Raw genomic sequence first — 26484 nt, forward strand, 5'->3', positions numbered from 1 at the left:
TATAAAAAGGTCCTCTATCGCTAGGTAGAGGATTTTTTATATTGAAATACTGAAATGTAATTCGCTCTCAATCCAAATTGAATTTTGCCATGAAATTATTTTCTGGGAAATATGGCGAAATTTGTAATCTTTAAGAATTTATATAGGATATTATATAAAATTGTAGAATTGAATGAAGATAGCTAATTCAAATTGGTTATTTAGATTACTAGAAATACATAGATATGATAGAGGTGATTTGGTTGGAAAATCAAAATGAGGAACTTCAAAAGAAGGTTGAAAAACTTGAATTTGAAGTGAGTGAGATGAAGAAAAAACTTGATTTTCTACTCACTAGAGAAACGGTTTTGAAACAGAATGATATTCAACAAAAAGAAAAAATCAGTATGACTCCAACGAAACCAGTTCAAAAAGTAGTGAAACAAAATACAACGACTCCTAAAGAAAAAATTGATTTTGAAGCACTTATTTTCCAAAAGTGGTTACCTAGATTTTTTATCTTTATTTTTATTATTGGAATTATGTGGGGATTTAAAGCAGCATCCGATTATGGTGTTTTAAATGAATACGCCAAAGTTGGCATAGGATTTGCCTTTGCAATTCTCTTGTTTTGGTATGGAAATCGACAAGTGCAAGCAAAGCGAGTTACGCTTGGGCAAACATTATTAGGTGGAATATTGCCAGTGTTGTTCTTAACAACTTTTGCAATGCATCATTTATATAATATGATTGGTTCAAATGTTGCATTTTTGCTACAGGTTTTATGGGTCGGAGTAGGCTTTTATTTCATGAATAAATATAAATCTGAAGCGATTGGCTTAATTAGTATCATTGGAGCCGTTTTGATCCCATTCTTAATAAAAAGCGCAGCGCCTAATTATTTATTTTTTGCGTTTTATGAAACATCAATATACTTGTTATTTATGTTTTATGCAGCATTTAAAAAATATAAATACTTATATTCGACTTCAGCTATATTATTGAACTTAGTTTATATAGTTGTTGGACTTTTAAATTTTAATCTTAAAGGTTTTGAATACTTTGCCTTTAGTATTATCATTCAACATTTCGGATTACTTATTATTTTATTAATCTCAAAGTTTTCTAAGAAAAAGCAAATTTTGATGCTTCATACCAGCTTTATCTTCACGATTGGTTGGGTTTTCAGTGGCTATGAAGATAACACAAGAACGATTATTCTCATCCTACTTTGTGTTTCATATTTATTCCTAAGTAATTTTTATAAAAAGCAATCAGACTTGTTCTTTGCATTTTCAACAAACTTTCTACTAGCTTTTTCATTCTTATGTTTAGATAGTGTGACTGTTCACTTACTTAACACTGTGTTAATCATACAAGCGATATTAACGTATTTGTTTTATATAAGATATAGAGACTTTTTTAAACTAATCATTGCTTCTTTAACAATCGTTCCGGTTGGTATAAGGATTGTATCAGAACCGATTTTTTCTTTAATTTCATTTACTTCTATGGATTGGATTGTTTTCATAATTGCTACAATCACGATTTCGATAATAGCTTATAAAAATGAGAAAGAGAAACATGCTATATTGGTGAGTAGTTCATTAGTGATTACACTATTATTAATTGCTTACATCACTCAAGCTGTACAAATTTTGACCACAGATTTATCTGATAATGTTATTAGTCTTACAATTAATCTAAGTTGGATCATTATTTCAATTATTGCGATGGTACTTGGCAGTTTGAAGAAGTTTAAAGTATGGACCTATATTGGGGTTGGTTTGTTATTACTAACTTTATGCAAGCTTGTTTTAGTTGATTTACCGAATATTACATTGTTAGTAAGGGCTGGACTATTTATATTACTCGGTTTAATTGGTTTGATTATTTCAAGAATATTTTTTAAAGGGAAATAGAGGACAGGTGAATAGGTATGATCATTACTCAAACTGAAAATCTATTATTAGTAAAATTTACTGCTGGAGCAATGTTAGATGTTTTAAACGGGGAACAGTCGTTAGAATATGAAAATATGACATTTAGTTTTGCTAAAGGATGGCCAATTAACGCGTACAAAAATCTGTTTCCGTATAAAATTTCTCGTTTTCAAAAACATCCGGAAGAGGAAGAATTTGAAGGGGTCATTATTCATAAAACAGACAAAATTATTATAGGGGATATGGGATTTAAAGGCGGGCCAGATGTACATGGAATAATGGAGATCGGTTATAGTATGGCACCTGATTATCAAGGAAAAGGCTATACCACTGAAATGGCTAAAGCATTTTGTCATTGGGGAATGCAAAGAGAAAATGTAGAAAAAATAATTGCAACATGTTCAATCTATAATTATGCTTCCATTAGAGTATTAGAGAAAATAGGAATGAAAAAAATGTATGAAGAATTAGAAAAATATTATTGGGAATTACCAATCGAATAATTTAGTACTAAAGGTGGGCTTTATCTGACAACTAGAAAATCATCAGTCGTATTTTTAGTTATCACGAAAGAAGATTTTGGCAGATTTGTATTATATGATATTCTCATCAGTAGTCTCGTTTTTGGTTGTATAAAAAAAACATTTTCAAGTGATTTGTTAGCTATATTAGGTAGTTTTATCGTTCCAACAGCGCTAAAGAAAACTGCCTTACTGATTAGAAGTTAGAGTGGATTCTCGAAAAGAAAACTACTTTTCAGACTGTCTGAATCTCTTAGTTTTAATACTTTTGTCTACAAACTTAAAAGGATGCTCAAAATGAGAGCATCCTTTTTATTTATCCTTCTAGACTCATTGATGGTCCAAAGAATTCAAAGTGAATATTAGTTTCTGGAACATTTAATTGTTTTAAGTTTGATACAACTGCTTTTAAAAATGGTACTGGGCCACATACATAATAATGTGCATCTACAGCTTGTATATTAGATGTTAACCATGCAGCATCAATATAGCCTTGCTTTTTAAAGTACGGATTTTTCAAATCTTCCTCTGATGGATTTTCATAAATAAATGATAAAGAATAGTCATTTATTTGTTTGGATAATGAAATTAATTCTTTTTCGAATGGTTGGAGCTTAGCATTTCTTGAAGCGCATATCATTTCTACTTTACGATTTGGTTGAGTATTAGCAATCTGTTTTGCCATACTTATTAAAGGTGTAATACCAACCCCGCCACTAATAAACACAACAGGTGATTCAAGATCAGTGTTTAAAGTGAAATCTCCAGCTGGTGCAGTTAATTCTAATGAATCGCCGATATTAATAAAGTTGTGAAGATAGTTTGAAAAAACGCCTTCTGGTTGTTGCTCTTCAGCTTCTCGTTTTACGGATATTCTATAGTACTCTTTGCCAGGTACATCAGACAAACTATATTGTCTGTTTAATAAATATTTTTGACCAGCCACTTTTGCTCGCACAGTAATATATTGACCTGGTAAAAACGTTGGTAAAACAGTGTGATCTTTAGGAAGTAAGTAGAAAGATGTTATTACATCGCTTTCTTTAACTTTATCAATGACCTTGAATTCTTTAAAGTCACTCCATCCACCTTCTTGTGAAGCTGAGTCATTATACATTTCTTTTTCGATATCAATAAATACTTGTGCAATAATACCATAGCTTTCAGCCCAAGCAGCAAGAATTTCATCGGTTGCAGCATCACCTAATACTTCTTTAATCGCGCCTAGTAAATGTTCACCAACGATTGGGTAGTGCTCAGGTTTTACTAACAGACTACGATGTTTTTGAGCAATTTGTTTTACGACCGGAAGAATTGTTTCTAACTTATCAATATTTTTAGCCGCTGCTAGTACTGTGTTAGCAAGCGCTGTTTGTTGTCTACCTTGTTGTTGATTTGTATGATTGAATATATTCAATAATTCAGGATGATTTGTAAATAGGTTTTTATAAAAAACTGATGTAATTTCAAGACCTTTCACTTCTAAAACTGGGATTGTTGATTTAATGATGTCAATAGTTTTTTGAGAAAGCATGTTATACCCCTTCTTTTCTTTAAAGTAGTATTTATAATACATCTTTATAGTAGACCCATCTACTTTTTAAAGCAATATGTAAAATACATCTTTTTAGCCTCAGTTTATAAAAGTTTAAAAAATGTTCACAATTATGCTATGATTAATCAAAATAAATGAGTGAGGGGAATTTATGCGGTTAACCAATTATTCGGATTACTCACTTCGGGTTTTAATATACTTGTCCACTGAACCAAATGAAAAACTGGTAAATATAAAGGATATTGCCGAGGCGTATGATATTTCAAAAAATCATTTAATGAAAATAATCTATAACTTAGGGAAGATGGGGTATATTGAAACAATTCGAGGACGGAATGGTGGAATCCGACTTGCAAAACGACCATCGGACATAAATATAGGTGAATTAATTCGAAAGACAGAAGAGGACTTTCATATTGTTGAATGTTTCGAGCATAACAATAACTGTGTCATAACACCTGTTTGTTCTTTAAAGCATATATTTAATAAAGCATTAGATCAGTTTTTACAAGTATTAGACGAATATACTCTTGAAGATATTGTACAAAATAATTTTATGCTAAAAGAATATTTTGACTTAAATAAAAAATAAAAACACTCTAGCAAAAAAATGCTTGAGTGTTTTAAAGTTTAATTTGTTTTATATGTTCCAATGGTTCTTGGAATATTGAAGAAGCTATTTTGCGAAATGCCACGGGACTACCAGTGGTAAAAAAGGAGTGTGACACAGACTTCTTGGTTGATAATAAATTTTGCTGGTCCAGTATTGCACTAACCTCCAAAGCTGTTTGATCACCTGAACTGATTAACTTGATCTGAGAGCCAATTACTTCTTGAATAATGGAACTCAATAGGGGATAGTGAGTACAACCTAGTATTAAGGTGTCAATGCTAGATTCTTTTAATGGAGCCAAAGCCTCATGAATATGATCAAAAATGTCTGGTAGAGTGTATCTACCACTTTCAACTATTCCAGCAAATTCTGGACAGGCCAATTCTATTATTTCGACTGTACGATTAATTCTCTTTAGTGCGTGTTTGTATGCATGGCTATGAATAGTAGCATTTGTACCTATTACTCCGATGCGGTTATTTTTCGTGAGCTTTATTGCCGCTCTTGCTCCTGGATGAACAACCCCAATTACAGGAATCGGTAATTTTTCGCGCATTTCCTGTAAAACGATAGAAGTTGCAGTATTACAAGCAATGACCAACATTTTAATATCTTTGTCTAGGAGATAGTATGTCATTTCCCAAGTAAACTGTCTAATTTCATCATATGAACGTGAGCCATATGGGCATCTAAGTGTGTCACCTACATAATAAATTTCTTCGTTCGGTAGCTGCCTGATCATCTGTTTTGCAACTGTTAAGCCTCCAACGCCTGAGTCAATCACACCAATTGGCTTATTCATCTAGTCCACTCGCCTTCGTTTTATTTATAGGATCCCACAAACTTTTAAACCTTGTTGATCTATTATATTCATAGTGTTCATGATTCAATTTCTGCTCAATCCTTTTCAAGAAATGAAGTTTTCTATATATACAGATTATTAAAATATTAAATTTATGTTGAAAATGAGTCGTATTTAAGGGATTTATCTGTTATATTTATCATGAAAAGTTTATATGCGAGAAAATGTGGAGGGGCCAGTGTTGCTGGCTGAGATTGTATCCTTTAGATACTGACTCTTAGAACCTGATCTGGGTGATGCCAGCGTAGGGAACAGTATCTCTTTTGATATAGTTTTTTACAGTGCATTCACGTCCGGATATTTATTCGGGCGTTTTCTTTTTGTCTAGTTCTAGTGCCTGACTATGGTGCTAACACATTTCATTTGTATAAACAAAACAAAAAGGAGAGTTATAGAATGAAAAGATTACTGATTTGCATTTTTGCACTTTGCTTAACATTAGCAGGATGTAGTGAGCAAAATTCGTCAACACCGAAGAAAGAAAAAGAACTACAAAAGGTGTCGGTAGTATTAGACTGGACGCCAAATACAAATCATACAGGTTTATTTGTAGCAAAAGAAAATGGATATTTTAAAGAGCAAGGTTTGGATGTAGAGATTATTAGCCCGGGGCAAACAGGAGCAGATCAATTAATTGCTTCTGGTAAAGCTGATTTTGGCGTTTCTTACCAAGAGTCAATTACACAAGCAAGAGTACAAAACGTACCAATCGTGTCGATTGCAGCTGTTATTCAACATAATACTTCTGGTTTTGCTTCACCAGTTAGCAAAAATATTAAATCACCTAAAGATTTTGCAGGTAAAACTTACGGTGGATGGGGTTCACCTGTAGAAAAAGCAATCTTAGATTCATTGATGAAAAAAGAAAATGCAGATGTTAATAAATTAAATATCGTTAATATGGGCGAAGCTGATTTCTTCACGGCTGTAAAGCGAGATATTGATTTTGCTTGGATTTATCAAGGATGGACAGGTATAGAAGCTGAGCTTCGTGGTGAAAAGCTAAATATGGTTTATTTAACTGATTACAGTGATAAACTAGATTACTATACGCCAGTACTTGCAACGAATGAAAAAATGATTAAGAATCAACCAGAAACAGTTAAGGCATTTATGAAGGCAGCGTCTAAAGGATATACTTATTCAATCGATCATCCGAAAGAAGCTGCAGATATTTTGTTAAAAGATAATCCGGATTTAGATAAAGAGTTAGTTCAAAAAAGTCAGGAGTGGCTTTCTACTAAATATCAAGACGATGCAAGTCGTTGGGGTGAACAGAAGTTAACAATTTGGAAAAACTATGCCGAGTGGTTAACTGAAAATAAATTGTTAGAAGGTAAATTTGATCCGGAAAAAGCTTTTACAAATGAGTTTTTACCAGAATAATATTTTTTGACAAAGGGGAGCTTTAAATGTCTAATACTTTAATGAGTGTACAAATTATTCCTAAAACAAATAAAATTGAGGAAGTTATTCCAGCGGTTGATGCAGCGATAAAAGTAATCGATGAGTCTGGTGTAAAATACCAAGTTCAGCCATTAGAAACAACAATGGAAGGCGAATTAAATCAATTATTAAATATAGTTCAAAAAATGAATGAAAGAATGATTGAAATAGGCTGTCATAATGTCATTACACAAATGAAAATTCTATATCAGCCACAAGGTATTGCAATGGATGATTTGACGGAGAAGTATCGTTAATGAACCGCAAACAAATAATAGGATGGCAACCGATTCTTGTCATCCTCCTTTTTTTAATTTTTTGGCAGCTAAGTATAAAGTTTTTCAAAATAGAAGATTGGCTCTTGCCAGGGCCAATCGCAATACTAAAAGAAGGAATCCAATCTTATGATTCGTTAGTTCCACATGTACTTTCTACCGTACAATTAACCATCTCTGGTTTTTTTGTAGGTACTTTTCTAGGACTAATGATTGCAATCGTACTACATTTAATTCCAGGATTTAAAGAAGCGTTTTATCCATTATTGATTTTGTCACAGAACGTACCAATTATTGTTTTAGCACCACTTTTAATCATTTGGTTTGGATTTGGAGTATTACCAAAGTTAATGATCATTTCACTTGTTTGTTTCTTTCCTGTTACCGTTTCTGCTCTCGATGGATTTAGACAAACGCCAACTGAATTGATTAATTATATGAAAATGGCAGGAGCAACAAAATCTCAATTATTTTGGAAAATAGAATGTCCATACTCACTACCGTCTATTTTTTCAGGATTAAAAATATCCGCGACATATAGTGTGATGGGTGCGGTGATTTCTGAGTGGCTTGGTGCAAAAACAGGTATTGGTGTATTTATGACACTTGCTTCTTCTTCATTTCGTACGGATCGAGTATTTGTCTCGATTTTTATCATTATGCTTTTAAGTATGTTCTTTTTCGGCTTGATTGTATTGCTGGAAAGAATGACGGTGAAATGGAAGTCTAAGGGAGTAAAATAAAAATGACATTAGAAATTAGAAATCTCGAAAAATCATTTGGAAAACATCAACAAATTTTAGCCGGTATTTCGATGCACGTAAATGAAGGAGAATTTGTCTCGATTTTAGGTCCTTCTGGAAGTGGGAAAAGTACTTTATTCAATTTAATCGGTGGATTGATCAATCCAGATTCGGGACAAATCATTTTAAATCATTCAGTAATAAATGGAGAACTAGGCCATATTAGTTTTATGCCGCAAGAGCATTCACTTCTTCCGTGGCGAACTGTATTGAAAAATATTCTATTATCTAGTGAAATCAAAGGTAAATCGGATGAATCATTAGCACGAGATTGGTTGAAACGCACCGGACTTGCTGACTACGAAAATGCTTATCCACATGAATTATCAGGTGGCATGAAACAACGCGTATCATTTCTTAGATCATTACTTGCTCCACAATCATTCATGTGTATGGACGAACCATTTTCAGCATTAGATGAATTTACGAGACTTGATATGCAACAATGGCTACTTTCAATATGGGAAGAACAAAGACGGTCAATTTTGCTAGTTACTCACAATATTGATGAAGCTTTATTATTGTCTGATCGGATTTATATTTTCTCAGATAAACCTGCAAAGATTAAAGAAGAAATTATCGTACCATTTCCAAGACCTCGTCAAAAAGAATTACTATTAACTGATGAATTTACTGCGTGGAAACGTAAAATATACTCTGCACTGGAAAAGGAGAAACCAGATGAAAGTGATAGATGCTCATATTCATCTTGACTCATATGAAACGAAACAAAGAGATGAAATACTTAATAGTTTAAAAGAAAACGAAGTAGAGGCGCTTATTTCAGTTTCCATGGATTTAGCATCATGTAAGAAAAATCTCGATTTTCAATTGCAATCAAGACAGGTATTCACTGCATTTGGATTTCATCCTGAACAAGAGATTCCCTCAGAAGAAGAAACTCAAGCTTTGTTAAAATGGATAAGGGAACATAATGATCAAATGATTGCAATTGGTGAAGTAGGCTTGCCATATTATCGGAATCAGGAACAAACGCTTGATTATAAACCTTATATTGAGTTGCTTGAAAAGTTTATTAAGCTTGCATATGAGGTAAGCAAACCGATCGTACTACATGCGGTTTATGAAGATGCCGATATCGTTTGTTGTCTATTAGAAAAATATAAAATCAAAAAAGCACATTTTCATTGGTTTAAAGGAAACAAACATACCATTAAGCGAATGATAGAAAATGGTTATTATATATCCATTACGCCAGATGTGTTATATGAAAACGAAATTCAAGAACTTGTAAAAATCTATCCACTAAACCAGCTAATGGTTGAAACAGATGGTCCATGGCCGTTTGAAGGTCCTTTTAAAGGAGCATATACTCATCCAAGCTTTATTCATGAATCAGTACGCAAAATTGCTGAAATTAAAGATGTTGAATTAAGGGAAGTATATAAAATTCTTTATGAAAATACAAAAGGGTTTTATGAAGTTTAAGAGGAGAGAAAGAGAGTACCTACTTTGAATTAAATTATTCTTAAGAGAATGCTCTTTTCTAAAAGATGGGAATAGCGGGAAGGTAGAGACCCCGGAGGCTCAGCTCTCGCCCTCGGAAAGGGAGCAACCTGGAGTTGTAATCAACAAAATTTTCAATGAAAAACAAAAAAACAGTTCTTTAGAAGAATTACTTTTAAAGGACTGTTTTTTTTGTATAAAGGTTTTCTTTATTTATTAGGTAATGTAATTTTTACTGTTTCCGATACTTTACCAGCTTTTGTTTTAATAACTGCTTTAAGTTGTGAATTCTTTGATTGTTTAGTAAAAGTTAAATTACTTTTACCACTTGCTGTTGTGTTGCTTTTCTTTAATAATTTAGTACCTTTATATATTTCTATTGTTCGATTTGAATAAGATTGCATTTTCACAGTTGTAAGTGATTTTGATAAGACTTTTGATTGAGGTAATACATAAAAGTCTTCAATATCATCTGTTTTTACAGTAGCAGTTTTCACTTCATCTCGAATCGTTCTAGATCTTTCTGTATAACCATTTTTATCAAAAAATCTTACATAGGTGTTTCCTGCATTGTCACGGATATTTACTAGAGAAATGTACCATCCTCCAGGGTTTATATCTTTAGGAAGTGTAGTATTACTTGTCCATTTATTATTACCCACGTATTTTAATTTTTCTAGAAGAAAGCTTTGTTCAGTTTTTTTATCGATAAAACTTACAGCAATATCTTTTATCCCAGATTTTTGGTCTTCGGCGTAAGCTTCTAATTGGAAAGCAACTCCAGGTTGTAGCACATCTCCGATAACTTGGAAGGATTTTAAAACTGGTGCAACACTATCTTCGTTTTTATTTGAAACTTTAAACGTTGGCCATTTGATAAGATTAGGGTTTTCATCGCGTGAGAACCAACTACTATTTTCATTATCCTCATATTTTATATCAATGTTATATATTTTCCAATTACCTGATGTTTCATATTTTGGGATGCTAATTGGACATGAATAGATTAGCAAATTCTTCGTCACTACACATTTGGAAAAATAAGCTGAGTGATATTCTGTATTATAGTTTCCGTATGTAATGTGTAATCTCTCCAAAGTTGAAGGGGCTGATTTAAAAGTAACATATGCTACATTTGTATCAGGCATTGTGATACTAGGTTTTTCAATTGAAATACTTTTTATTGGGAAAGTATTTCCTTCTGAATTAACTTCAGCTGTAACCGTTTTAAATGAAAAACAAATCGTCATTAATAAACTTGCAGTTAGTAAAATGTGCAGTATTTTCTTCATAAAATCTCTCCTTAGTTGTTTAATACAGCTTTTTCATTATAATTTAATTTTTGTAATAAATCTTATAATTTTTTATTTTTTTTGTAATTTGGGTCTATTAAACTATTATTACCTAAAATATTGCTAGATTATAAGGTAAATAGACTTTTTGTCCATTATTTATGCAAATTTAAAAGAAGAGTAAACGATACTCTTCTTTTAAATTATTGTTCAGTTGATTCAACATGTATAATTATAGAATCGCTTAATAACACAATGTAAATGAAGGTTGATAGCCTACACAAAAAACCAAAACCGGCTTATCAAAAAGATAGCCGGCAGTAGGTAGATGAGTAGATTTGTAAATCTACAAGAATGCTACAGTTCAAGCTCGCCCATGCGTAGTAGCTCGATAACTGCTTGTGATCGCCCCTTAACCCCAAGCTTCTGCATTGCATTTGAAATATGATTTCTCACAGTTTTTTCACTTATAAACAGTTCTTCAGCAATTTCTCTTGTAGTTTTATCTTGAACAAGAAGTTCAAATACTTCTTTTTCACGCTTAGTGAGTGTGTGCTTTGTTTGATATTCTCTATCCTTCAACTGTGCTAACCCTCCTTGCTTGACCGAGCTGTACTTCGGATGGGTATTCATTTAGTCTTTTTATCATATGACAGATTCGTATTTAAGGTGAATATTTCCAGTAAATTTAAAAGCCAGATTAAAATATTTATTTTTTTTGGCCATAGCTTGTTCTAAAAATTGTACATGCTCGTATAAATAGTAAAAAAGCGTGGGGGGAGTATGGCGATGAAAAAAAGATTATTAGTAACAACTGCAACACTTTGTGGACTTGCTACATTATCTGGTTGTGGTTTAATTCCGGTTAAAACTTCTAATGAAATCGATCCACCTAAAACGGTTACATATAGAAGTGACCAACCATCAAAAGAAGTACAAGCAGGTAAGGTACAAGAACAAACAGCGAAAAGAGAACTATACTTAATCGATCGAAATGGTTATGTAGTACCACAAACATTCCAATTACCTAAATCTACAAGTTTGGCAAAACAAGCCCTAGAGTATTTAGTGAAAGACGGTCCGGTAACAGATCAATTACCTAATGGGTTTCAAGCTGTTTTACCACCAAACACTGAGGTTTTAGGGGTAGAAACGCAAAAAGATGGTACAGTCATTGCTGATTTCTCTTCAGAGTTTAAACAATATCATGACGAAGATGAGTTAAAAGTATTTCAAGCTGTAACTTGGACATTGACGCAGTTTGAGAATGTTAAAAAAGTAAAAATTCGTGTAAATGGTAAAAACTTAACGGCTATGCCAATTAACAAAGCACAAATAGGTGAGGGGTTAACTAGGCAAGATGGCATTAATTTTGATAAAGGTGATATCGTTGATGTAATGAATTCAAGACCAGTTACGTTATACTATGTTTCACAAGATGAAATGGGTGAAACTTATTATGTTCCTGTAACTAGAAGGATTTCAAATGCAGAAAAAGATTCGTATACTGCAATTGTAAATGAACTTGTTAAGGGTCCTTCTGAGTATTCTGAACTTGTTTCTGATTTTGGTTCAGATACAAAATTAGTTGCTGAGCCAAAATATCAAAATGGTAAACTAACACTAAATTTTAATGAAGGTATATACGGCAACATTGCTAAAAATATGATTAATGATGATGTATTACAACCACTTGTTTTATCGTTAACTGAACAAAAAGGGGTTACTTCAATTGAAATTCAAGTAGATGGTAAATTAACTGCACTAAATCAACAAGGTAAGCCTTTAAGCCAACCAGTATCTAGACCTAAGGATGTAAATACAAAAGAATTATAAACTTCATAATCAAACCTTGAACCAAAGTTTAAATATGACTTTTGTTCAAGGTTTTTTGCATTTATCTTAAGAAATGCTTTTAATAAGTAGAAATGAAATCATATTTTTGTCTATACTAGTAATTGGAAGATTTATGTAGGAGGAAACAAACATGACTAGAACAGATGGAAGATTAAATAATGAATTAAGGCCAATAGAAATTGTAACGAATTATACAAAGCATGCTGAAGGATCTGTGCTAATTAGTGTAGGGGATACAAAAGTAATTTGTAATGCGACAGTTGAAGACCGCGTGCCACCTTTCCTAAGGAATAGCGGTAAAGGCTGGATTTCAGCTGAGTATTCTATGTTACCAAGGGCAACACAAGATCGAACGATGCGTGAGTCAACAAAAGGTAAGGTAACAGGTCGTACAATGGAAATTCAAAGACTAATCGGTAGAGCACTAAGAGCGGTTGTAGATTTAGAAGCACTTGGAGAAAAAACGGTATGGATTGACTGTGATGTAATCCAAGCGGATGGGGGAACTCGAACAACCTCTATTACTGGTGCATTCGTTGCAATGATGTTGGCATTTGATAAATTAGTTAAACAAGATAAATTAAAATCTTATCCAGTTAAAGATTATTTGGCAGCGACTTCTGTAGGGATATTAGAAGATGCTGGTGCGGTTTTAGATTTATATTATCTAGAAGATTCTGCAGCTAGCGTTGATATGAACATTATTATGACTGGAGAAGGACGCTTTGTAGAACTGCAAGGAACTGGTGAAGAAGCGACCTTTACAAGAGAAGAGCTAAATGAAATGCTCGCTCTAGGTGAACTAGGAATTAAAAAGCTGATTGAAAAACAAAAAGAAGTTCTATTAAATGAAGGAATTAAGTTTTAACTATACATATATAGAGGAGAGACTTTAAGGATGGAAACAATTATTATTGCGACGAATAATAAAGGAAAAGTAAAAGACTTTGAATCACTTTTTCACCCAATGGGATTTCAAATTAAATCCTTACAGGATTTCCCTGAAATTGAAGAGATTGAAGAAACTGGAACAACTTTTGAGGAAAATGCTATTTTAAAAGCTGAATACTTAGCAAAAGTTCTACAAACTCCGGTTATTGCAGATGATTCGGGGTTAATTGTAGATGCACTTGAAGGAAGACCTGGTGTATATTCAGCACGTTATGCAGGTCTACATAAAAGCGATGAAGATAATTTACAAAAAGTATTAAGTGAGCTACATGATGTTTTTCCAGGTAAACGTACAGCAAGGTTTTATTGTGCGCTTGCATTAGCTGCGCCAGGTAAAAAAACGATTACCGTTAATGGGACAGTAGAGGGTTATATCTCGAGCGAAAAGAGAGGAACAAATGGATTTGGATATGATCCAATTTTCTTCTTGCCCGAGTTGGACAAAACGATGGCTGAATTAACGGCAGATGAAAAAAGTGGCTTAAGTCATAGGGCAAATGCTATTAAATCATTAATGAACGTAATAGAAAAAGAAGGAAAAGAATTTTTCTAAGGGGTAATATTATGAAAGCATTGATTCTAAGTGATAGTCATGGTTTAACAGAACTGCTTGAAGTAATTTCTAAACGTCATCGTGAAGATGTTGATTTAATGATCCACTGTGGTGACTCTGAGTTAGAGATTGATGCAAAAGAATTACAAGGTTTTCATGTCGTTCGAGGCAATTGTGATTTTAGAGGAGAATTCCCTGAAGAGTTCATTCATCAAGAAAATGATGTTAAGATTTACGCTACTCATGGTCATTTATATGGGATTAAACAAACTCTACAGAAGCTTCATTATCGATGCAGAGAATTAGGAGCAACGATCGCTTGCTTCGGCCACTCTCACATGCTTGGAGCTGAAGTTATAGATGGAATCCTTTTTATCAACCCAGGTAGTATACTCCTACCTCGAATGCGAAAAGAAAAAACATATGCAATCATAGATACCTATGGTAAATCTGCAAAGGTTATTTTTTACTCGATTGATGGCAAAGAGTTATTATCATCTTCATTTGATTTAAATCAATAACATAAGTTAAAGGTTAGTAGTAAAATATAAATTTCTACTAACCTTTAAGTTCTTTAAAAAGTGATAATTTTCATACAAATAAAATATAATGAGAGTATAAATGGAAAAGAAATTTTTTCCTTTATTTTGGAAAAAAAGTTAAAATTATTGTTGACTTTATTTAGTGAAGTGACTATAATAAATTATGTCGACAGGTGATGTCGCTAAAAAAACATGCGGGTGTAGTTTAATGGTAAAATAGAAGCCTTCCAAGCTTCGGTCGTGGGTTCGATTCCCATCACCCGCTCCATTATGTCCTGGTAGCTCAGCAGGATAGAGCAACGGCCTTCTAAGCCGTCGGTCGGGGGTTCGAATCCCTCCCAGGACGTCATAATAGAAAAAAGGTTTAAGGAATAAGGGTTATCCCCATTCCTTAAACCTTTTTTTGTGCTATTAATATGAATTCCTTCCCCTATTCTATAATAGTCCCTTTGTACTAACACTTCATTTAATGACCTTCTACTTTCCTTTTTGATTCAGTATGAACATCCCTATCATATGTTGTAGGCAATAGAAAAAAATGGATTCAGCATTTAACTAAACATTTATTATATTATTCCGACATAATTACAGATGAAGAAGGGAGCATATATTTTATGTTTTTTAAAAAGAAAGAGAAACAAGGTCATTTTTTGCAAGAAAGTAATCAATCAAATGTTTCGGTTTCAATCCAAGTAACAGATGAAGAAATAAAACAGCAGTTAGCTTTCATACGATTAAATGAAGAAGAGTTAAAAATTTTAAAAAGTCTACAACCAATTGTTTCAGAAAATATAGAAAGTTTAGTATCAGCATTTTATGATGCGGTATTAAAAGTTGAACATTTAAAAAATATCATTGAAAGTCACTCATCTGTTGAACGTTTGAGAAAGACTTTATCATCACATATTCATTTATTATTTCATGGCGAAATAAATGATGAATATGTAAATAAACGATTAAAAGTGGCTCAAATCCATTTTAGAATAGGACTTCAACCGAAATGGTATTTAGCTGCATTTCAAAATATTTTAGAGGAATTGATTTTTGTAGTTTCTAAAATTACGAATACTACTAGTGAAGAGCAAAGAAAGCTAATATCTGTAGCCTCGAAAATATTAAACTTTGAACAGCAATTAGTATTAGATCTATATGAAAAAGAAAATATCGGTGCAAAAGAGAAACAACTACAAGTAGAAATAAATTTAAAGAAAAAAATTGGTGAGATTGCTGAAGAATTACTTGCTTTAGTTGAAGAAACAAATGCTGCAGTTGAGTTATTAGTAGACAGCAGTGTAAGGGTAAACGAATCAGTTATTTCAAATAATGAAATTGCTAGTACTACACAGTCCTTGGCTTATGAAGGTCAAGAATTAATGAAAGTGTTGCATAATAAAATTTCAACGATCTCGAATAGTACAGATGAAGTATCAGTATCAGTTGATGTACTTAATAACTCTTTTAATGAAATATCACAAGTCATTTTAATTGTTCAAGATATTGCTAATCAAACTAATTTACTTGCTCTTAACTCTGCAATTGAGGCGGCTCGTGCAGGTGAGCATGGAAAAGGATTTGCGGTAGTAGCAAACGAAGTAAAGAAATTAGCTACGCAAACAAAAACATCAACAGAACGAATTGAAGAATTAATCTCACATGCAACGTTGTATATGAATAAAGTTGTAAATTCGATTCATGATGTAAAAGGATTAGTAAACGATGGTCAACAGGAAGCTACGCAAACTCATGATTCCTTTAATGGTATTGTAAGTTCAATGGACAATAGTTTATCTGGAAACCATGGAATTGAAAAACAAATTGTAAATTTAGTTGATGTGATTAAGGAAATTGGCGGAGCAATCAGCAATGTTGCATCGTCTGCAAATGAACTAAACGATGCAGTGCATAAAGAGTAATATATTAGCTAAAAGAGAGGAGAATTCCTTCTCTTTTTTTGTTTTTTACAAAATTGTGAGAATATAACAAATTTGTTAAGAACCGAAATTTTATGATGAGATATGTTATCCTAATATAAATAAGATAGTGGAGTGATTTTTATGACCGAAAAAGACTTTTGGGGACTCATTTCAAAAATGCATATTGTAGAAGAACCTTATGAGTGGGTAATAAGTCATTTAGCAAAACAAAGTGATGAAGAAATTGCAGAATTTGAAATACAGTTCGAAACTGCTTTTTCAAAAGCATACAATTCTAGGTTATTAGCAGCTGCATGGGTGATAATGGATGGATGCTCGGAAGATTCATTTGCTTTTTTTAGAGCGTGGTTAATCGGTCAAGGTGAGCAAGTATATAAAAAAGTTCTAGACGATCCAGACTATTTGGCTGAATATATATTTCCTATTTATGAGGAAGAAGGTTTAGTGCCTGAATTAGAAGACATGTTAGATTTAGCTCTACAAGCTTATACAATCAAACGTAAAGGCGACGATGATTGGGATGATCAACTTTGGAATGAGTTCAATACTTTAGTTGAAAGTAAGGGATATCATTATCCAGAGTTACATTTAGCAGCAGATTGGAAAACAAATGATGAATTAAAAGAACTATATCCGAAATTATGGAAACGTTTTGGTTTAAAGCCATTACGCTAATCAAAAAGAAGAACATTGTTCTTCTTTTTTGTCGTTTAAGAGGATAATTCGTAGTGAAATATTTTATTTAATTTGTATTCATGATAAACTTTTTCATTATGTATATGTTCAGGTGAAAACTTTTGGATAAGGAGGAGTTACATGGAAGACAATATTGTCTTTTTTCCTAAACTAAAGGATCGGATTATCAGTTTAGGTAAAAAAGCACTAGAAGAGAAGAACTATAGTAAAGCATTAATGCTATGTGATCAACTGAAAGAGATGGATGAACATAATTCTCAAACTGAACTGGCAGCGGTAGCGTGCTTACTCGAAGGTAACAAACCATTAGAAGCAAAAATAAGATGTGAAGACTTAGTTTTTGGCCCATTTGAGAGTGATGAAGCAATTGAAGTCTTTATCAGTATTTTATTTCAATTAAAAGAGTATGAAGTATTACAAAAATCTATAAAGAAATTACTTCAGCAAAAACGAATTGATGAAACTCAAATGGATAAATATCAAGCAATGCTATCGTTATCAAATAAGGTAGCTCCAGAACGAAATGAACATCTTGAAATGTTGAATTTACATAATTTAGTAGAAAATAACGTAACGATTCATAAACAACTTGAAATCATCAATGAACTGAGAGTAATTGATTGTAAACTTATCCTAAAGCAAATAGAAGAAGTTGTGAAAAGTTCACGAGCAAATCCGTTAATTCAAAGTTTTATTTTATTTATTTTACAAGAACAATCAATTGGTCATGAATTTGAAATTAAAAAAATGAACCAAGAAATGACTTGGAATGCTATCAGTGACTCAAATGAACATGATCAATTTATTGCAAAGGTCGTACAAAAGTTAAGCCTTGTGCTTGAGAGTGAGGATCCTTCAGCATTTGAACTAGCTAAAACACATTTTCAACATTTTATGACAATCTATTTTCCATTTATTCCCGAACCGAGTAATGTGGATGTTTGGACTGCTTGTTTCTATAGTATAGTCCAAGAATATTTTGATCGAAAAGTCGATGAAGATGATTTGTTTGAATTGTTCCAAGTTGAATATGATGAAGTTCAAAGAGCGGCTACTTTAGTAAGACAATTTGAAAAAGAAGGGTATTTTGATTTGAGCAGCAGCTAATTTATAGGGAATTTTGATTGTCGTGACGTGAATGTACCAAGGAACATCTCATACATAATCAGGAACATGGCGTGGAAAGCAACAATCTTTTTAAGTAGAGAGCTAAATATAAAATAGGAAATATTGAAACAAAAAAGGAATGTGTTATAATAGAATGGTTGTAACGACTATTTACTTAATTATACATGTAATATTTCCTGTTTATTCATAAATTGGACATGCGTGTATAGTACTAAAATTCGTAAGCACATATATATTTTTAGATAATCTTGGAGGGAACTAACAATGACTGCTAAATGGGAAAAATTAGAAGCTAACGTTGGTCTATTAACTGTAGAAGTTGAAGCTTCTGAAGTAGATAAAGGTTTAGACGCAGCTTTCAAAAAAGTTGTAAAAACAATTAATGTACCTGGATTCCGTAAAGGAAAATTACCTCGTCCAATTTTCGAACAAAAATTTGGTATCGAAGCACTTTACAATGATGCTTTAGATGTAATTTTACCAGAAGCATACAGCCAAGCTGTTCAAGAAGTTGGTATTGAGCCAGTTGATCGCCCAGAGGTTGATGTAGAGCAAATGGAAAAAGGCAAAACTTTAATTTTCAAAGCTAAAGTAACTGTAAAGCCTGAAGTAAAATTAGGTGAATACAAAGGTTTAGAAGTTGAAGAAACTGATGCAACTGTAACTGAAGAAGATGTACAAGCTGAATTAACTAAATTACAAGAGCGTCAAGCTGAGTTAGTAGTTAAAGAAGACGGTACAGTAGAACAAGGCGATACAGCTGTAATCGATTTCGAAGGTTTCGTTGATGGCGTTGCTTTCGAAGGTGGAAAAGGTGAAAACTATCCATTAGAAATCGGCTCAGGTTCATTCATTCCTGGATTTGAAGATGCTTTAGTTGGTACAAAATCAGGCGTTGAAACTGATGTAAACGTAACATTCCCTGAAGAGTACCACAGTGCTGAATTAGCAGGAAAAGCTGCTACTTTCAAAGTAACTGTTCATGAAATCAAATCTAAAGAACTACCAGAATTAAACGACGAGTTCGCTAAAGATGTAAACGATGAAGTTGAAACTTTAGACGCTCTTAAAGCTAAAATCAAAGCTGATTTAGAAGAGTCTAAAAAAGCTCAAGCTGAAGGTAGCTTACGTGATGCATTAGTACAAAAAGCTGCTGACAATGCTGAAGTGGAAATCCCTGATGTAATGTTCGAAAGCCAAGTTGACCGTATGGTTAAAGACTTTGAACAACGTATTGCTCAGCAAGGATTAAACTTAGAACTTTACTATCAATTCACTGGTACAAAAGAAGAAGATCTTCGTGGCCAAATGCGTACAGATGCTGAAGCTCGTGTGAAAATCGACCTAACAATCGATGCAATCATCGAAGCTGAAAAAATCGAAGCAACTGAAGAAGAAGTTAACGAAGAGTTAGGACGTTTATCTGAAATGTACAATATCCCTGCTGACCAATTAGTTGGAATGCTTGGTGGTACTGATGCAGTTCGTGATGATATCCAAATCCGTAAAGCTGTTGAATTATTAGTAGATAGCAGAAAAAAATAAGCGTTATTTTTAAATATAGTGTATAAAACAAGGCGCGAATTTTTCGTGCCTTGTTTTTAAATAATGAAATATTTGGTAATATGAACTGATTCCTTTAAAATGCACATATACATATGTTAGAATCTGTTAATACAGTTTTTAAAAAAAGATTGTGGCTATACTAAAAATAATTCTTTAAAAAAAGGATTATCTACATTACATTAGAATATATATATTCTAAAAATTTAAACAACTTAAGAGAACTAAATAATTGCTTTGTTTATTTTGTGTGCTATCATATAGCTACAAGATACATATTTTTTCGTAATACATACATATTGAGTGACTTTTTAGAAATTTTTAGAGGGAGTGAACATATGTTCAAATTTAACGAAGAAAAAGGACAGCTAAAATGTTCGTTCTGTGGAAAATCTCAGTCTCAGGTAAGAAAGCTAGTCGCTGGACCTGGTGTGTACATTTGTGACGAGTGTATCGAATTATGTACTGAAATTGTTCAAGAGGAATTAGCGAAAGAAGAGGAAGTAGAGTTTAAAGACGTACCAAAGCCAAAAGAAATATGCGAAATTCTTGATGAATATGTAATTGGTCAAGACAATGCAAAAAAGGCTTTATCAGTAGCTGTGTATAATCATTACAAACGAATTAATTCAAATAGTAAAATTGATGAAGTTGAATTATCGAAAAGTAATATTGCAATGATTGGACCAACTGGTAGTGGTAAAACATTATTAGCTCAAACATTAGCACGTATTTTAAATGTACCTTTTGCAATTGCTGATGCTACTTCATTAACTGAGGCAGGATATGTTGGTGAAGATGTAGAGAACATTCTTCTAAAACTAATCCAAGCAGCTGATTATGATGTAGAACGTGCAGAAAAAGGTATTATCTATATTGATGAAATTGATAAGGTTGCTCGTAAATCTGAGAACCCATCAATTACTCGTGACGTATCAGGTGAAGGTGTACAACAAGCACTTTTAAAAATTCTTGAAGGAACAGTTGCTAGTGTTCCGCCACAAGGTGGACGTAAGCATCCTCATCAAGAATTTATTCAAATCGATACAACAAATATTTTATTTATTTGTGGTGGAGCATTTGATGGTATTGAACAGATCATTAAACGTCGTTTAGGTAAAAAAGTAATTGGATTTGGTGGAGACTCTGAAAAGAACGACTTAAGTTCAAAAGAGATCTTAAACCACGTATTACCAGAAGACTTATTACGATTTGGTTTAATTCCAGAGTTTATTGGTCGTTTACCGGTATTAGCGAACTTAGAGCAGCTTGATGAAACATCGTTAGTAGAAATTTTAACGAAACCAAAAAATGCTCTAATTAAGCAATATCAAAAATTACTAGAACTTGACCAAGTTGAACTTGAGTTCGAAGATCAAGCGTTAACTGAAATTGCTAAAAAAGCAATTGAACGTAAAACGGGTGCTCGTGGACTACGTTCAATTATCGAAGGAATTATGTTAGATATTATGTTTGAATTACCTTCTCGTGAAGATATTCAAAAATGCGTAATTTCTGCTGAAACTGTTAAATCTGGTGCAGCTCCAAAGCTTGTATTAGAAGACGGTTCGGAATTAGAACTAAATAAAAAAGAAAAGAAAAATAAATTAGCTTAATAAAAAAACCAAATGCTTCTAAGCATTTGGTTTTTTATTTTGAGATTGTATTATGTTATCCTGCTGATGTTACAAGTTTTTCTTTCTGATTTGCCTTTACAACTAGTAAACATGCTATTAGTGCAAATACAAAAGTAAACGAGAACAAAATGCCAATTCCATTCCAATATACATTCCATTCTCTTGTACTAATTACACTTCTAAAACTATTTACTGCATATGTCATTGGAAGGAACTTATTAATAGCTTGTATAAATTGTGAAGCTAGTTCGATTGGGAACGTACCGCCACAAGTAACTAATTGTGTAACGAGTAAAATAATAGCACCTAATTTTCCAACTCCTCCAAAGATTGAAACAAGCATTAAGATAAAAGTAACATATGTTAATGCGGCTAATAAACTGAGGATCAAGAATTTTGGGATACTGTAAACATGCACGTCAAAACCAAACAATATGACAATATCTACAATAATTGTTTGAATGAAAGCAAATGAAGCATAGAGACAAAACTTATTAACGAAATGCTGCCAACCAGATACTCCAGGAATTTTTGATTCACGCTCAAAAGGAACAACGTTTGATGCAATTAAGCCGCCAACAAATAAACCTAGTGTAAGAAAATAAGGCACCATTGATGTACCATAGTTTTCAACTTCATTTATAACAGTTTCTTGTAAATCAACAGGTCTTGAGAACATACTAAAAAGATTCGCGTCTGAATGAATATTTGAAGATTTATTTGCTGCATCATTTAGTTTATCTGATAATTCACCAGTTCCATTTGTTAAATCCTGCATTCCACTAACTAAAGCTGAGGTACCATCAAGTATTTTTTCTGATCCATTTGTCGCAGAAATAACACCACTACTAAATGTATGGAAACCCTCATTCCATTTAGTCATTCCAGAAGAGAATTTAGTTAAACCAGCTGTTAATTTCTGACTACCTAAGTATGCGCTATTTAGATGTTGATCAAATGAATGCAATCCTTTTGCAAGATCTTCTTGTCCGCTTCTTACTTTGGTGATTCCATTAGATTGTAATGTTTGGATTGTTTGCATTTTATTTAAAAGTCCAGTAATAATTTGTATTTCCGATTGTATTGCCTTAATTGTTTCGTCATCTTTTGCTTCTGAATTTTTATTGATATATTCATCTAGTTTTGTAGTTAAACTTTGTTTTGTTTTTTCAAGCTCTGTTATTAACAAACCTTGTGTATCACTAGCAGATTTAAGTTGTGTTACGCCAGAAACTAATGAAGTAGCACCAGTTTCAAGCTGCCCGCCAGCATTATTTAATTCACCTAATCCAGTAGTTAAAGAATCAGATCCAGATTTTATTGTACTTAAACTATCTGAAAGCTTGTCTACACCTTCTGTTAATGGAACGGTACTATCAGATAATTGTTTTTCTCCTCTAGCCAGTTGACTTGCACCATCTTTTAGATTTGAAGCACCATTTTTTGCTTTACTAGTTCCTTCATGAATTTTAGTGGCACCGTTACTAGCTTGTTCAAATCCATTACCCATATCTTTTAGATTCGAAAAGATAGTCTCAGTGTAAGACTTAGTAATTTCTGTACTAACTTTGTCATAAATTTCTTTAGCTACCTGGCTACTAATTTGACCTGCCACAAAGTTTTTACCTTGATTAATTTTGTATTCTAATTTTGCTTTTTGAGGGTGTTCATCAGAAATAGTTGCTATATTTTCTGAGAAATTCTTAGGAATAGAGATGATTAAGAAGTAATCGCCTTTTTTTAACCCTTTTTCAGCGCGGTCTTTGGATACAAAATGTAAATCTAAGTTTTTGTTTCCTTTTAAATCAGTTACCATATCATTGCCAATATGAATATTTGTATGACTCATATTAGCTCCTTGGTCTAAATTCACAACTGCCACGGGAAATTGATCTAACTTTCCATATGGATCCCAATATCCAGCAACAAATAAACCTGCATAAACTAGTGGCATTAATAAAAGAATTCCGACAGCAATTGTAGCCATTTTATGCTTTAAGATATGCTGCCAATCTTTTATAAATAATGTAAGACCCATTATATAAATCACTCCATTCTAAAAAAATAAACACTTGTATGATACAAGTATCGTTGTAAAGAAACACTTCTAATTAAGAGGGTTTGTCTAATATACTTGTATGATACAAGTATTATCGTATAAAATTAACATGATAATCAGTTCTCAAACGAAAGAAAAACTTGCTTCATACAACTATTAGGACAAAAACTAGTTGTGATACACAACTATATTAGTGTAATAGGTTGTATTATGCAAGTTAAAGTTTTTTAATAAACTATCAAGATATTTTAAGATTTCTTATAATTCTTTTTAAAATTTTCAGCAGTATGATTAAACTTTTTTAGTAATTCTGTAAATTGAGTTTTATCTTCATCTGACCAATCTTTTAAAAACTCAGTGTAAAACAATCGACGCTCGCTTTTCACTTCAGTTAGTTGTTCGATACCTAAATTAGTAATTTCAAACAGACTGATTCTGGCATCTTTTGCGTCAGAGACTCTTTTAATAAAACCTTTTGCTTCTAAAGATGATGTTTGTCTGCTCATTGTTGAAATATCTAGTTGAAATTGATCTGCTAATGCCTTAATACTAATTGGTCCGAACTTTTCAATTGAAAGTAAGAGTAAGTATATTGAACGATTTAAATCTCTATATTTTAAAAAGGCAATTCTAGTAGCTTCAGCTCTTCGAACAAAAATAGCTAATTCCAATTCTAATTTGTCTATATTATCAAATTTGTTATTCATCATATTCGCTCCATAAAATTTACTTTATTAAAATAATCTTACTTTGAATAAGCTTAAAAAGTAAAGTAAACGTAAGTAAGTTAATTTTTAAAAATGGTTTATCCTTCCAATTAAGAGGCGATACTAGAATTAATTTCTACTTCAGTGGAGGGGTATAAAATGAACTTAACAACTATTATTTTATTAGCACAGCTCGCTTTAGGTACGATTGTCGCATTGTACTTTATTCATTTATTAAAAGGTCAACGAACAACAAAAGTTTCAATTGACCGTGAATCTAAAAAAGAAATGGAACAATTAAGGAAGTTAAAAGCAATATCACTAACTGTTCCATTAGCTGAAAGAGTCAGGCCGACTACTTTTAATGATATTGTCGGTCAAGAAGATGGTATTAAAGCATTAAAAGCATCTTTATGTAGTGCAAATCCTCAACATGTGATTATATATGGACCACCTGGTATTGGGAAAACTGCGGCTGCAAGACTTGTGTTAGAAGAAGCTAAAAAAAATCCTCAAACACCGTTTAAAAACGATGCTGTCTTTATTGAATTAGATGCAACTACTGCTAGATTTGATGAGAGAGGTATTGCAGATCCTCTAATTGGTTCAGTTCATGATCCGATATATCAAGGAGCAGGTGCAATGGGGCAAGCTGGTGTACCTCAACCGAAAAAAGGTGCAGTAACGGATGCGCATGGCGGAATTCTATTTATTGATGAAATTGGAGAGCTTCATCCAATTCAGATGAATAAAATGCTTAAGGTATTAGAAGATCGAAAAGTAAAGTTTGAAAGTGCTTATTACCAAGAAGAGAATCCATCTATTCCAGCACATATTCATGAAATCTTTAAGAATGGATTACCAGCAGATTTTAGATTAGTTGGTGCAACAACACGTTCTCCTGAGGAGATACCACCTGCTATTCGTTCGCGTTGTTTAGAAATATTTTTTAGAGAGCTAGAACAGGACGAGATTCAAGCAGTCGCAAAAAGATCAGCGGAAAAAATTGATTTAACTATTTCTGAAAAAGCGCTTGAATTGGTCGGAAGATACGCAAAAAATGGCCGCGAAGCAATCAATTTAATTCAGTTAGCTGGTGGAATGGTTTTAACTGCTGGACGTAACGAATTAGTGGAAGAAGATATTCAATGGGTAGTCTCAGTTAGTCGTCTAACTCCTAGATTGGTTAATAAAATACCTGAACATCCAACTATCGGTCTTGTAAATGGATTAGCTGTTTATGGTGCAAATATTGGTGCCTTATTATCTATTGAAGTTAGTGCCATTCCTGCAAAAGAAGCAGGGAAAGGAACGATAACAATTACTGGTATCGTTGAAGAAGAAAGTCTTGGAAATCAAGGTAAGTCGGTTAGAAGAAAAAGTATGGCAAAAGGTTCGCTAGAAAATGTAACGACTATTTTACGTAAAATTGGTGTCCCAATCGAAGACTTTACTATTCATATTAACTTCCCAAGTGGGGCTCTAACAGATGGTCCGTCTGCTGGTATTGCAATGGTTGTAGGCATATTTTCGGCAGTTAATAATATTCCAGTCGACAATACGATTGCATTAACAGGTGAAATGAGTATTCAAGGTGAAGTTAAACCCGTTGGCGGTGTACCGGAAAAAGTAAAAGCAGCTGTAAAGGCAGGCGCGAAAAAAATTATCATTCCAAAAGAAAACGATCAAACTACATTACATCAATATGAAAATGTTGAAATTTTGGCTGTCGATCGTATTGAAAAAGTTTTACATGAAGTCTTTAAAGATAATTGGAAATTTGAACTAACAAGCAAATCAACAAAAGAAGACTTTACTCAACTTACATTGTTTGAGGAAAGTCAATCGCAATCTATGTAAATAAAAAAGTGTTCGAATCAACTCATTTCGAATAAATAGAGAATAACACTCTTTTTTCTCTATTTTTAATGAAGTTGAACGGGACACTTTTTTTATTGTCTGAATCGCTTCCACTTTTCTTGATGTCTAGTTCCAGGTGTTAGCCCCTCGAGGTCATAAGTCTAAGCCCAATGAAAGTTAAAAAGCAACTTTCAGTGTTCTTAGCCTTATGCTTGTCGGGGCTGGGCGAACACCTTCCACT

Annotated in this window: 24 protein-coding genes, 2 tRNA genes and 1 riboswitch; of the genes, 20 read left to right on the plus strand and 6 right to left on the minus strand. The window is 32.8% G+C overall.

The annotated features are described in order from the left end of the window. Positions 1-242: 242 nt before the first annotated feature. The gene (locus tag CAB05_RS20065) at positions 243-1901 is read left to right on the plus strand and encodes a DUF2339 domain-containing protein (protein ID WP_158093322.1); all 1659 of its coding nucleotides are present in this window, start codon (positions 243-245) and stop codon (positions 1899-1901) included. A gap of 17 nt (positions 1902-1918) precedes the next feature. Beyond that, positions 1919-2425, plus strand: a complete 507-nt coding sequence (locus tag CAB05_RS20070; protein WP_088003630.1) for a GNAT family N-acetyltransferase — start codon at positions 1919-1921, stop codon at positions 2423-2425. Positions 2426-2759: 334 nt separating this feature from the next. On the opposite strand, the gene hmpA is transcribed toward CAB05_RS20070, so the two are convergent. Beyond that, on the minus strand, positions 2760-3977 hold the full coding sequence (gene hmpA / locus CAB05_RS20075) for an NO-inducible flavohemoprotein (protein ID WP_088003633.1): 1218 nt from the start codon (positions 3975-3977) through the stop codon (positions 2760-2762). 172 nt (positions 3978-4149) lie between these two features. Between hmpA and CAB05_RS20080 the strand changes: the two genes are divergently transcribed. After that, a complete protein-coding gene (locus CAB05_RS20080) occupies positions 4150-4590 on the plus strand; it encodes an RrF2 family transcriptional regulator (RefSeq protein ID WP_088003635.1) in 441 nt (146 codons plus the stop codon). Between the two features lie 31 nt (positions 4591-4621). On the opposite strand, the gene racE is transcribed toward CAB05_RS20080, so the two are convergent. Next, positions 4622-5413 (minus strand): glutamate racemase, encoded by a 792-nt coding sequence (gene racE, locus CAB05_RS20085; RefSeq protein ID WP_088003638.1) that lies wholly within the window; start codon positions 5411-5413, stop codon positions 4622-4624. Positions 5414-5631: 218 nt separating this feature from the next. After that, a riboswitch (TPP riboswitch) is annotated at positions 5632-5741 on the plus strand. A 128-nt stretch (positions 5742-5869) separates the two neighbouring features. Here racE and CAB05_RS20090 point away from each other — a divergent pair. From CAB05_RS20090 to CAB05_RS20110, 5 genes are read left to right on the plus strand one after another with little or no spacing between them, the layout of a single operon-like run. Next, positions 5870-6859 (plus strand): ABC transporter substrate-binding protein, encoded by a 990-nt coding sequence (locus CAB05_RS20090; protein ID WP_088003641.1) that lies wholly within the window; start codon positions 5870-5872, stop codon positions 6857-6859. A gap of 26 nt (positions 6860-6885) precedes the next feature. Continuing rightward, positions 6886-7176 (plus strand): thiamine-binding protein, encoded by a 291-nt coding sequence (locus CAB05_RS20095; RefSeq protein WP_088003644.1) that lies wholly within the window; start codon positions 6886-6888, stop codon positions 7174-7176. After that, the gene (locus CAB05_RS20100; RefSeq protein ID WP_088003647.1) at positions 7176-7937 is read left to right on the plus strand and encodes an ABC transporter permease; all 762 of its coding nucleotides are present in this window, start codon (positions 7176-7178) and stop codon (positions 7935-7937) included. Before CAB05_RS20095 ends, CAB05_RS20100 begins: the two co-directional genes overlap by 1 nt. A 2-nt stretch (positions 7938-7939) precedes the next feature. Then, entirely contained in the window at positions 7940-8710 is a 771-nt protein-coding gene (locus tag CAB05_RS20105; protein WP_088003650.1) for an ABC transporter ATP-binding protein, read from the plus strand. Next, positions 8679-9446 (plus strand): TatD family hydrolase, encoded by a 768-nt coding sequence (locus CAB05_RS20110; RefSeq protein ID WP_088003653.1) that lies wholly within the window; start codon positions 8679-8681, stop codon positions 9444-9446. Before CAB05_RS20105 ends, CAB05_RS20110 begins: the two co-directional genes overlap by 32 nt. Before the next feature lie 227 nt (positions 9447-9673). On the opposite strand, the gene CAB05_RS20115 is transcribed toward CAB05_RS20110, so the two are convergent. After that, positions 9674-10756 (minus strand): hypothetical protein, encoded by a 1083-nt coding sequence (locus CAB05_RS20115; RefSeq protein WP_088003655.1) that lies wholly within the window; start codon positions 10754-10756, stop codon positions 9674-9676. A 357-nt stretch (positions 10757-11113) separates the two neighbouring features. Continuing rightward, positions 11114-11338, minus strand: coding sequence for a helix-turn-helix domain-containing protein (locus CAB05_RS20120; protein ID WP_088003658.1), 225 nt, complete (start codon positions 11336-11338; stop codon positions 11114-11116). A 207-nt stretch (positions 11339-11545) separates the two neighbouring features. Here CAB05_RS20120 and CAB05_RS20125 point away from each other — a divergent pair, with 207 nt between their 5' ends. From CAB05_RS20125 to clpX, 11 genes are all read left to right on the plus strand, one after another. Next, positions 11546-12592, plus strand: coding sequence for a GerMN domain-containing protein (locus tag CAB05_RS20125; protein WP_174567307.1), 1047 nt, complete (start codon positions 11546-11548; stop codon positions 12590-12592). 151 nt (positions 12593-12743) lie between these two features. Beyond that, on the plus strand, positions 12744-13481 hold the full coding sequence (gene rph / locus CAB05_RS20130) for a ribonuclease PH (protein WP_088003664.1): 738 nt from the start codon (positions 12744-12746) through the stop codon (positions 13479-13481). Positions 13482-13511: 30 nt separating this feature from the next. Continuing rightward, on the plus strand, positions 13512-14117 hold the full coding sequence (locus CAB05_RS20135; protein ID WP_088003667.1) for an XTP/dITP diphosphatase: 606 nt from the start codon (positions 13512-13514) through the stop codon (positions 14115-14117). Positions 14118-14128: 11 nt separating this feature from the next. Continuing rightward, the gene (locus CAB05_RS20140) at positions 14129-14638 is read left to right on the plus strand and encodes a YfcE family phosphodiesterase (RefSeq protein WP_088003670.1); all 510 of its coding nucleotides are present in this window, start codon (positions 14129-14131) and stop codon (positions 14636-14638) included. A 215-nt stretch (positions 14639-14853) separates the two neighbouring features. Continuing rightward, positions 14854-14927: transfer RNA gene (locus tag CAB05_RS20145), tRNA-Gly, on the plus strand. A 4-nt stretch (positions 14928-14931) separates the two neighbouring features. Beyond that, positions 14932-15005, plus strand: a tRNA-Arg gene (locus CAB05_RS20150). Positions 15006-15273: 268 nt separating this feature from the next. Next, complete coding sequence (locus CAB05_RS20155) at positions 15274-16572, plus strand: globin-coupled sensor protein (RefSeq protein WP_088003674.1); 1299 nt, start codon at positions 15274-15276, stop codon at positions 16570-16572. A gap of 141 nt (positions 16573-16713) precedes the next feature. Then, positions 16714-17268, plus strand: coding sequence for a DUF4240 domain-containing protein (locus CAB05_RS20160; RefSeq protein WP_088003677.1), 555 nt, complete (start codon positions 16714-16716; stop codon positions 17266-17268). Positions 17269-17409: 141 nt separating this feature from the next. Next, the gene (locus tag CAB05_RS20165) at positions 17410-18396 is read left to right on the plus strand and encodes a hypothetical protein (protein WP_088003680.1); all 987 of its coding nucleotides are present in this window, start codon (positions 17410-17412) and stop codon (positions 18394-18396) included. Between the two features lie 285 nt (positions 18397-18681). Then, entirely contained in the window at positions 18682-19962 is a 1281-nt protein-coding gene (gene tig / locus CAB05_RS20170; RefSeq protein ID WP_088003682.1) for a trigger factor, read from the plus strand. A gap of 356 nt (positions 19963-20318) precedes the next feature. Continuing rightward, positions 20319-21596: an ATP-dependent protease ATP-binding subunit ClpX gene (gene clpX / locus CAB05_RS20175; protein WP_088003685.1), complete on the plus strand. Its 1278-nt coding sequence runs from the start codon at positions 20319-20321 to the stop codon at positions 21594-21596. Between the two features lie 55 nt (positions 21597-21651). On the opposite strand, the gene CAB05_RS20180 is transcribed toward clpX, so the two are convergent. Together CAB05_RS20180 and CAB05_RS20185 are read right to left on the minus strand one after the other, a co-directional pair. Next, positions 21652-23655, minus strand: coding sequence for a YhgE/Pip family protein (locus tag CAB05_RS20180; protein ID WP_088003688.1), 2004 nt, complete (start codon positions 23653-23655; stop codon positions 21652-21654). Positions 23656-23924: 269 nt separating this feature from the next. After that, entirely contained in the window at positions 23925-24383 is a 459-nt protein-coding gene (locus CAB05_RS20185; protein WP_235821573.1) for a MarR family winged helix-turn-helix transcriptional regulator, read from the minus strand. A gap of 159 nt (positions 24384-24542) precedes the next feature. On the opposite strand from CAB05_RS20185, the gene lonB reads away from it, so the two are divergent. Then, positions 24543-26243: an ATP-dependent protease LonB gene (lonB, locus tag CAB05_RS20190; protein WP_088003694.1), complete on the plus strand. Its 1701-nt coding sequence runs from the start codon at positions 24543-24545 to the stop codon at positions 26241-26243. The last annotated feature ends 241 nt before the right edge of the window (positions 26244-26484 follow it).

It is taken from the genome of Gottfriedia solisilvae (assembly GCF_002128405.1).
GTDB lineage: Bacteria > Bacillota > Bacilli > Bacillales > Bacillaceae_G > Gottfriedia > Gottfriedia solisilvae.